General features: G+C 68.4%; 8 protein-coding genes and 1 riboswitch. Of the genes, 5 read left to right on the forward strand and 3 right to left on the reverse strand.

Going from position 1 to position 7,350, the window contains the following annotated elements:
* Positions 1 to 45: 45 nt before the first annotated feature.
* The 3 genes from QRO95_RS15815 (at position 46) to gph (ending at position 2,484) form a co-directional block, all read left to right on the forward strand.
* The gene (locus tag QRO95_RS15815) at positions 46 to 975 is read left to right on the forward strand and encodes a LysR family transcriptional regulator (protein ID WP_197616132.1); all 930 of its coding nucleotides are present in this window, start codon (positions 46 to 48) and stop codon (positions 973 to 975) included.
* Positions 972 to 1,763, forward strand: coding sequence for a class I SAM-dependent methyltransferase (locus QRO95_RS15820; RefSeq protein WP_032128731.1), 792 nt, complete (start codon positions 972 to 974; stop codon positions 1,761 to 1,763). The genes QRO95_RS15815 and QRO95_RS15820 overlap by 4 nt, the downstream gene beginning before the upstream one ends.
* A gap of 64 nt (positions 1,764 to 1,827) precedes the next feature.
* The gene (gene gph / locus QRO95_RS15825) at positions 1,828 to 2,484 is read left to right on the forward strand and encodes a phosphoglycolate phosphatase (protein ID WP_285302965.1); all 657 of its coding nucleotides are present in this window, start codon (positions 1,828 to 1,830) and stop codon (positions 2,482 to 2,484) included.
* Positions 2,485 to 2,668: 184 nt separating this feature from the next.
* Here gph and btuB read toward each other — a convergent pair whose 3' ends face one another.
* On the reverse strand, positions 2,669 to 4,549 hold the full coding sequence (btuB, locus tag QRO95_RS15830) for a TonB-dependent vitamin B12 receptor (protein WP_285302966.1): 1,881 nt from the start codon (positions 4,547 to 4,549) through the stop codon (positions 2,669 to 2,671).
* A gap of 114 nt (positions 4,550 to 4,663) precedes the next feature.
* A riboswitch (cobalamin riboswitch) is annotated at positions 4,664 to 4,887 on the reverse strand.
* Between the two features lie 142 nt (positions 4,888 to 5,029).
* Here btuB and QRO95_RS15835 point away from each other — a divergent pair.
* The gene (locus QRO95_RS15835; protein ID WP_032128728.1) at positions 5,030 to 5,608 is read left to right on the forward strand and encodes a histidine phosphatase family protein; all 579 of its coding nucleotides are present in this window, start codon (positions 5,030 to 5,032) and stop codon (positions 5,606 to 5,608) included.
* Between the two features lie 91 nt (positions 5,609 to 5,699).
* On the opposite strand, the gene QRO95_RS15840 is transcribed toward QRO95_RS15835, so the two are convergent.
* Positions 5,700 to 6,062 (reverse strand): TfoX/Sxy family protein, encoded by a 363-nt coding sequence (locus tag QRO95_RS15840; protein ID WP_032128727.1) that lies wholly within the window; start codon positions 6,060 to 6,062, stop codon positions 5,700 to 5,702.
* Positions 6,059 to 6,541: a GAF domain-containing protein gene (locus tag QRO95_RS15845; RefSeq protein WP_005407940.1), complete on the reverse strand. Its 483-nt coding sequence runs from the start codon at positions 6,539 to 6,541 to the stop codon at positions 6,059 to 6,061. Before QRO95_RS15845 ends, QRO95_RS15840 begins: the two co-directional genes overlap by 4 nt.
* A gap of 68 nt (positions 6,542 to 6,609) precedes the next feature.
* Here QRO95_RS15845 and bioD point away from each other — a divergent pair, with 68 nt between their 5' ends.
* Positions 6,610 to 7,293 carry a dethiobiotin synthase gene (gene bioD / locus QRO95_RS15850; protein ID WP_285302968.1) on the forward strand — a complete coding sequence of 228 codons (684 nt, stop codon included), beginning with the start codon at positions 6,610 to 6,612 and terminating at the stop codon, positions 7,291 to 7,293.
* Positions 7,294 to 7,350 lie beyond the last annotated feature (57 nt).

Genomic DNA, 7,350 nt, shown 5'->3' on the forward strand with positions numbered 1-7,350 from the left:
GAAAAACAGCGTATAACGCGCTTGTTTGTTGCATGGATCGAGCATATGGACCGATTGACCGCCATGACCGTGTTCGTCGAGGTGGCCGAGCGCGGCAGCCTCACCGCCGCCGCCGAGGTGCTGGACATGTCGCGGGCAATGGTCAGCCGCTACCTGGCCGAGGTCGAGAGCTGGCTGGGCGCTCGCCTGCTGCACCGGACCACGCGCCGGGTCAGCCTGACCGGCCCCGGTGAGGCGGCGCTGGCGCGCTTCCGGCAGATGCTGGCGATCGGCGAAGAACTGCAGGGCGAGCTGGCCAGTGATGATCCCGAGCCGCACGGGACGCTGCGGGTGACCGCCAGCGTCTCATTCGGGCAGAGCCACCTGGCGCGGGCGGTGGCCGGCTTCGTCGCGCGCCATCCGGCGGCGCGCATCGAGCTGCTGCTGGTCGACCGCACCGTGAACCTGGTGGAGGAGCGGGTGGACCTGGCCGTGCGCATCGCGCGCCAGATCGATCCCAGCCTGATCGCACGGCGGCTGGCCACCTGCCGCTCGGTGCTGTGCGCGACGCCATCCTACCTGCAGGCGCGTGGCACACCGACCGCCCCCGAGCACCTGGCCGCGCACAACTGCCTGACCCACCACTACGTCGGCAAGAGCCTGTGGCAGCTGCACCGCGATGGGCGTTCGCTGTCGGTGGCGGTGGGCGGCAACATCAGCGCCAACGAGGCCTCGCTGCTGCTGGAGGCGGTGCGCGCCGGTGCCGGCATCGCCATGCTGCCGACCTACCAGGTGGCGCCGTTGCTGCGCAGCGGTGAGCTGATCGAACTGCTGCCCGAATTCAGCCTGGACGAACTCGGCATTCATGCCGTGTACGCATCACGGCGCCAGCAGCCCGCTATCATGAGGCGATTCCTGGATTTCCTGGGCGAGTGTTTCGCCAGCCCGGCCTTCCAGGATCTGGATTGGCGCCCACCGGGCAAGGAGAACTCATGAACCATGGACAGGCCTTGATCGACCACAACCGTGCTGCCTGGGACCGCCAGGCCAGCGAAGTGCGCGAATGGTCGCGCCCGGTGGAAAGTTCAACGATTGCCGCCGCGCGCGAAGGCCGCTGGCAGGTGCACCTGACGCCCCGCGCATTGCCACTGGACTGGATGGGTGATGTACGCGGCCGTCGCATCCTGTGCCTGGCCTCAGGCGGTGGCCAGCAGGCACCGGTGCTGGCTGCTGCGGGTGCTGACGTCACCGTGTTCGATCTCTCCGACGGGCAGCTGGAACAGGACCGCAGGGTCGCCGCGCGCGATGGCCTGCAGTTGCGCACCGTGCAGGGCGACATGCGCGATCTGCACGTGTTTGCCAACGACAGTTTCGATGTGGTGTTCCACCCGATCTCGAACCTGTACGTGCCTGATGTGCGCCCGGTGTGGACCGAGTGCCGCCGCGTGCTGGCACGCGATGGCATGCTGATGGCCAGCTTCTACAACCCGGTGCTGTTCGTTGGCGCGCGCGATCCGCAGCTGGATGCACAAGGCCTGATCCGGCCACAGTACGCCATTCCCTATTCGGACCTGGAAGACCTGGCGCCGGCCGAGCGCGAGGCGAAGCTGGCACGGGGTGACGCGCTGACCTTCGGCCACAGCCTGACCGAACTGATCGGTGGGCAGCTGGATGCCGGCTTCATCATCGATCGCTTCATGGAAGACTGGCAGCCGCAGCCGCGCTTCCTGATCGATCGCTATCTGCCCACCTTCCTGGCGACCCGCGCGCGCCGGATCGGCTGAGGCGGATCGGCGCAAAAACCAGCGGCGTACAATGGACGGCCCCACGTCATGCAGGTGCCGTCCCTTGTCGTATCCCTATCCGCTGGTCGTGTTCGACCTTGATGGCACGCTGGTCGACAGCGCCGCCGATATCGCCGAAGCACTGAACCGCACGCTGGAGGACATCGGTGTGGCACGCGTGCCGGAAACCACGGTGCTCGGTTGGATCGGCGACGGTGTGCGCCGCCTGGTTGAACAGGCCGTGCATGCGGCCGGCCGCGAGGTGGACCTGGCCGAAGTGATGCCGGTGTTCATGGTGCACTACCGTGAGTGCCTGCTGCGCAGCCCGCGCCTGTTCGATGGCGTGGCCGAAGCGCTGACGCAGCTGCGTGCCCGCAACGTGCCGCTGGCGATCTGCACCAACAAGCCCGAAGCGCTGGTGCCACCGCTGCTGCAGCATCTGGGTATTGGTGATGCGTTCGCGCTGGTGCTGGGTGGCGACTCCCTGCCGCAGCGCAAGCCCAGCGGTGAGCCGCTGCGGCATATCGCTGCGCACTTCGGGCTGCCTGTAGAGGCGTGCCTGATGGTCGGTGATTCGTTGACCGATTACCGCGCCGCCGAAGATGCAGGCATGCCGATCGCGCTGGTGCGTTACGGCTATCCGCGCGGCCTGGACCTGGCCACCGCGCATGCGGTGGCGGTGATCGACGACCTGCGTGAGTTGCCGGGGTTGCAGGGCTGATGCAACGGATAACGCCGGTCGCCGGGCGGTAACCCGGGCCGACGCAATGGGTAGTGCCGGCCGTTGGCCGGCAATCCCGGATCGGCGCATTGGGTAGTGCCGGCCGCTGGCCGGCAACCCGGGATGCGTTGCCGAAGGTCATGATGTTGCCGGCCAGCGGCCGGCACTACCATGACCGTCGCGGTCACTTCGGCTGGTAACGCACGCTCAGCTGGTACTCGCGGCCCGGCTGGTTGAACCACGCCACGGTTTCATACGTGCGGTCGAACACGTTGGCGGCGCGCGCCAGCAGCGACCACGACGGCGTCAGCGCGTACTCGGCGCGCAGGTCCAGCGTGCCGTAGCCGCCAACCTTCACCGAGTTGCTGGCGTTGTCATAGCGCTTGCCCGCACCCTGCACGGTCAGGCCGGCGCGGACGTCACCGAAGCGGCGGTCGACGTCCAGGCGCGCGGTCTGCTGCGCACGGCGCGGCAGCCAGTTGTCGAACTGGGTGCTGCCATGGGTGCGGTTGCGCGGGTCGGTGTAGCTCAGCTGCGCGTTGATGTCGAAACCGGCCAACAGCACGCCACCGGTCAGCTCGGCACCGCGGATGCGCGCCTTCTCCACCTGCTGCATCTTCATCGTGGACGCATCGTAGGTGATCAGGTCATCGATGCGGGTCTCGTACACATCCAGGCCCCAATGCCAGCCCTGGCCCTGCTGCGAAACACCGAGATTGGCGCTCTTGGACTTCTCCGGGTTCAACGTCGGCACCCCGCTCCACGGGTCGTACAGGTCGCTGAAGGTCGGCGCCTTGAACGCAGTGCCGTAGCTGGCATTGACGCGCAGGCCGTGCTCCAGTTCCATCGCCCAGCCCACGCTGCCGGTGGCGTGGCTGCCGAACTGCTGGTTGTCGTCGTTGCGTGCGCTGGCCTGCAGCTGGTGGCGGCCGAAGCGGCCCTGGTACTGCACGAACACACCGGTGTTGCGGCGGCTGTCGACGAGGTAGCCCGCGCTGCTGCCGTCCAGGTTGTCTTCGCTCCAATCCACGCCTGCACTCAGCAGCTGGCCCTCGGCCACGCCGAAGTCGCCCTGCAGCGAGGCGCTGTCACGATGGGTCTGGGCGCTGCCGAACACCCCCGGTGCGCCGAAGTTGTCCGACTCGTTGTCACTGCGGCCGACGTTGGCTGTGAAAGCCAGGCGTTCAGACGGGGTGTAGCGCACTTTGCCAGCGAGCACCTGCTGGCGGGTTTCCGAATAGTTGTAGTAACCGTCGTAGTGGTTCTTGCCGTCGGCGCGCAGTGCGCTGCCTTCCACGGTCCACTGGTCGTTGAAGCTGTAGCCGCCGCGCAGGCTCTTGGACAGGTTGCGGTAGCCGTCGCGGTCGTGCTCGTCGGCAAAGCAGCCCGCGGTGAACACCGAGGCGGAGCCGCGGCAGGCATCGATGCCGTCGGAATGCTGGTAGGCGATGTCGGCGCCGAACCAGCCGCGTTCGGTGCCACCGCCGATGCCGCCGCTGGCTTCGCGCAGGCCGTTGCTGCCACCGCCGAGCTGGAAGTGCGGAGCGAAATCGCCCTGGTTGCGGCGGGTGAAGATCTGGATCACGCCACCAATGGCGTCGGCACCGTACAGGCTGGACTGCGGGCCGCGCACGATTTCCACGCGTTCGATCTGCGCCAGTGGCAGGTCCTGGTACATGGCCAGGCCGAGGTCGGCACTGTTGATGCGCACGCCATCCACCAGCACCACGGTGTGGCCCGAGTTGGTGCCGCGCAGGAACAGCGAGCTCTGCTTGCCGAGGCCGCCGGAGTTGGTCAGGTTGATGCCGGCGCGGCCGCGCAGCAGTTCCTGCAGCGACGTGGCCTGGCTGGATTCGATCTGCGCGCGGTCGATCACCTGGGCCGGCGCGATGCTGTCCTGCAGGGCGATCGGGGTGCGGGTGGCGGTGACCAGGATCTGGTCGAGCGCGGTGGTGTCATCGGCGGCCTGGGCCAGCGCGGGCAGGGCGGCCAGCGCGGGCAGGGCGGCCAGCGCGGGCAGGGCGGCCAGCACGGCCAGGGACAGCATTCGGGACTGCAGCTTCATGGGGGACTCCAGGTGCCACGCACGCCCGCGTGGCGAAGGAAAGGAGCCGCGAAGGCAGGCATGCGCCGACGCCGCAGCGCAGGCTGCGGTCATCCAGCGCCATGCCCACCGCATCGCGACCTGAGGCTTCCTGGCCGGTCTCCGGGCTTGCCGCAGGGTGGCGCGAGGCCACCGTCCAGGCGCCTTCCCATGCCTGCGGCACAGTGGCGTTGTTGCCTGGAACTGACGTGCTTACCGTTGCGGGGGCAGCGCCGGCCTGGCGTGGAATCACGCGTCACCGGCTTCCCGTTTCAACCTGCCGGCCGTGGCCGCAGGTCACCTGGAAGTGCGCGCAGTCTACGGCATCGCAGGCGGCCCGTAGCGTCGAGCCTGCTCGACTGCCTTTGCTGTGCCCTTAGAATGGTCCCTCGATCCCGTGGTGCCGTTGCCGATGTCCGCCCGTTTTCCGCTGTTCCCGCGTTGCCTGTACAGGACGCACGCATGATCCTCGACCTGGTCCGCCATGCCGGCAACGGTCGCGATGAGTTCCTCGATGGCCGCAGTGATCCACCGCAGCTGGCCCGCCTGCCGCAGGAACTGGTCGACGCCTACGCTGCGCAGCCCTGGGAGCGGGTGATCAGTTCGCCGCGGCTGCGCTCGCTGCACACGGCGATGGCCCTGGCCACCCCGCGTGGGCTGGACGTGGAAGCAGACGAGGAATGGGAAGAGCTGGATTTCGGCGATTGGGACGGGCAGTCGCTGTTCGACCTGCCGGAGGACGCATTGGCGGCCTTCCATGCCGACCCGCATGCATTCCCGCCGCCGAACGGCGAAAGCTGGGGCCACTTCGAGCGGCGCATCGCGCGCGCGCTGGATCGCCTGCTGGATGATGACGATCCGGTGCCGACGCTGGTGGTCAGCCACGGCGGCCCGCTGCGCATGGTGCTGTCACAGGTCTGCGGCCTGCCGATGTCGCTGTGCTGGGCCCTGCGTATTGACCACGGCACACGCCTGCGGGTGTGGCTGGAGCGCGGCGAGGTCGGGCTGGTGGGCGAACTGCTGGAGCTGCAGCAGCCCTGACCGCAGTCGCCGGGCATGACCCGGCGCTACCGATCCCGCATCACAGTGGTAGTGCCGGCCGCTGGCCGGCATCCCCAGGAACGCGGAGGCCTCAATCCTCGTCCGCGCGCTCGGCCACGCTGTCCTCAGCGTCGTCGTCAGCATCGAAGCGCTGCTCATGCACCGGGCCCGAAGCGGGGCCGGCCGCCTTCAGCGGATGCGCAGCGATGCGCGCTTCGTAATCCTGCACCAGCGCCTCACGCTGCGGCTCGCTCAGTTCCTGCCAATGGCAGTCCAGCAACGCGCCTTCCAGTGAATAGAGCAGGTTCAGGCTGGGCTTGAAGCCGGCGCGCTTGACCTTGACGAAGGCACCGACCGCGCCGATCGCAACCAGATCCTCGCGGCTGCGCAGGCCGACCTGACGCAGCCACGCCGCACTCTTCGGGCCGATGTTGCGCAGCTTCGGTGCGCTCATCCCAGCGCCTCGACGAACACGCGGGCGATGGCTTCCAGGCCGGCTTGGTCGTCGGCATCGAAGCGGCCGACTTTCGGGCTGTCGATGTCGAACACGCCGATCAGTTCATCGCCGCGCAGCAGTGGCACCACCAGTTCCGAACGCGAGGCCGAATCGCAGGCGATGTGGCCGGGGAAGGCATCGACGTCCTCCACGCGCTGGGTCACGCGCTGGCTGGCGGCGGCACCGCACACGCCCTTGTCCAGCGGGATGCGCACGCAGGCCGGCAGGCCCTGGAACGGGCCGACCACCAGTTCCTTGCCGTCGTACAGGTAGAAGCCCACCCAGTTCAGGTCGGGCAGAGCGTGATAGACCAGTGCGGAGAGGTTGGCCGCGTTGGCGATGCGGTCGGACTCGGCGTAGACCAGGCCGCGGGCCTGTTCCAGCAGCTGGGCGTATTGTTCCGGCTTGCTGCCGGTGAGCGAGGCATTGGCGAACATGCCCGCAGTCTAGCAAGCGCGCCGGGCCGGCGATAATGCAGGCTCTGTTGCCCCGCTGGAGCTTATCGATGCCGTTGCCCGCCACGCTGCCGCCTGCCCTGTTCGTCACCGGCACCGATACCGAGATCGGCAAGACCGCGGCCAGCACCGCGCTGCTGCATGCACTGCGCCGGCGCGGCCTGCGCGCGGTTGGCATGAAGCCGGTGGCCAGCGGCAGCGAAGACCTGGGGCAGGGCCTGCGCAACGAGGACGCGCTGGCGCTGCAGGCGGCCAGTTGGCCGGTGCCGGTCTATGCCGACCTGAATCCGTACGCGCTGCGGCAACCGCTGGCGCCGGAGCTGGCCGCTGCCGAGGATGGCGTGCAGGTGGAACTGGCGCCGATCGTGGCAGCGTTCGCGCGCCTGCGTGCGCAGGCCGATGTCGTGGTGGTGGAGGGCGTTGGCGGTTGGCTGGCGCCGGTCTCGGCCACGCTCGACCAGCTCGACCTGGTGCGTGCATTGCATCTGCCGGTAGTACTTGTGGTCGGCATGCGGCTGGGCTGCGTCAACCACGCACGGCTGACTGCGCAGTCGCTGCAGGCCAGCGGCGTGGAGTGCCTGGGCTGGATCGGCAACCACATCGACCCGGTGATGCAGCGCCAGGATGAGAACGTCGCGACGTTGCAGCAGCGCCTGCCGATGCCGTGCTGGGGGCGGCTGCCGTATCTGCCGGGAGCGGATGGCGAAGCGCTGAGCGCGCACCTGCTCGAATGATCCTGGGTAGTGCCGGCCGCTGGCCGGCAACTGCATCCACCCGGCGATCCCGAGGTT

The organism is Stenotrophomonas maltophilia group sp. Smal13 (assembly GCF_030236855.1).
GTDB classification, from domain to species: domain Bacteria; phylum Pseudomonadota; class Gammaproteobacteria; order Xanthomonadales; family Xanthomonadaceae; genus Stenotrophomonas; species Stenotrophomonas maltophilia_A.